This window comes from Thiolapillus sp. (assembly GCF_048562965.1).
In the GTDB taxonomy this organism is placed as follows: Bacteria; Pseudomonadota; Gammaproteobacteria; order Chromatiales; family Chromatiaceae; genus Thiolapillus; species Thiolapillus brandeum_A.
Window position 1 is genome coordinate 1 of sequence record NZ_JBHNMF010000962.1, and the last position, 1071, is coordinate 1071.

Consider the following 1071-nt stretch of genomic DNA (forward strand, 5'->3'; position numbering starts at 1 on the left):
TAGAGGCTGGTGCGTCGAAGAAGAAAGCCTGTAGTGAACTGGAGATCAGTTCGCGCACCTATAGGCGCTGGACCCAGTGCGGCAGTGTCAAAGCCGATGGCCGCCCAGACGCAGAACGCCAGGCGCCTGCGAACAAGCTGATGCCAGAGGAACGACAACAGATTTCATCGCGCAGTATGGAGGGGCTCTGATTTCTAAGCTGCCTGTGCGGCAGTGAACGCCTATTCGGCAGTCCTCCAACCACCTGCCGCCCTTCTAAGCTGCCTGTGCGGCAGTGAACTAGCAAGGGCGATTCTGATAGAGCGCGTGGAACTTCTAAGCTGCCTGTGCGGCAGTGAACAATTCGCTCACCTCCTTACCCTATCGACGAGACTTCTAAGCTGCCTGTGCGGCAGTGAACAAGAAGGCGCCCGGGGAACACTAGTCTTAGGGCCTCGGAAAAAATAAATTACCCCAAATCAGGTGCTGATTACGGCCCCAGAATGTTTTAAAATACAGTCATGTTGATGACGAAGAGAAACCAAATGTAAAGGAGTCGTTATTGTGGAAAAACACCGCCAGCGCGCTAGTCGGCTCAGCGCGGCGCATGTTTATGGCGGAGGTTGTTGAGTTGCTTGGCTGGGGTGGTCAACGTTACGTTGAAAAGACTTTCGGCTGGGACAGAAAAACGATTCGTAAGGGACAGCAAGAAAGGGATGCAGGAGAACCCGCATTGGATGGACGTTGCCGCTCTGGTCGCAAGAAGGCGGAAGAACACTGTCCCCGGTTGCTGGACGATATCGTCGACATTCTCGACACCACAGGGCAAACCGACCCCACCTTCAGAAGCACTCGAATTTATACGCCAATCACCGCCAGGGAGGTCCGGCGCCGACTACTGGAACAAAAAGGCTACACGGACGGCCAGTTGATCGGTGAGAGGAGTTTGCGAACGAAGCTCAATATGCTGAGCTACCGGCCACAACGTATCCGCAAATGCAAGCCACACAAACGTCTGCCAGAAACTGACGCCATCTTTGAAGAAATTCATCGGGTGAATGCTCAAGCTGATGAACAGCCGGGAGTATTACG

At 54.0% G+C, this 1071-nt stretch carries 1 protein-coding gene and 1 pseudogene; both read left to right on the forward strand.

The window, feature by feature from the left end; translation table 11 throughout:
• A pseudogene (locus ACOCD2_RS21475) lies at positions 1 to 191 on the forward strand (hypothetical protein); the annotation flags it as partial.
• A gap of 350 nt (positions 192 to 541) precedes the next feature.
• On the forward strand, positions 542 to 1071 hold a 530-nt coding region (locus tag ACOCD2_RS21480; protein WP_419588385.1), incomplete at its 3' end, for an ISAzo13-like element transposase-related protein.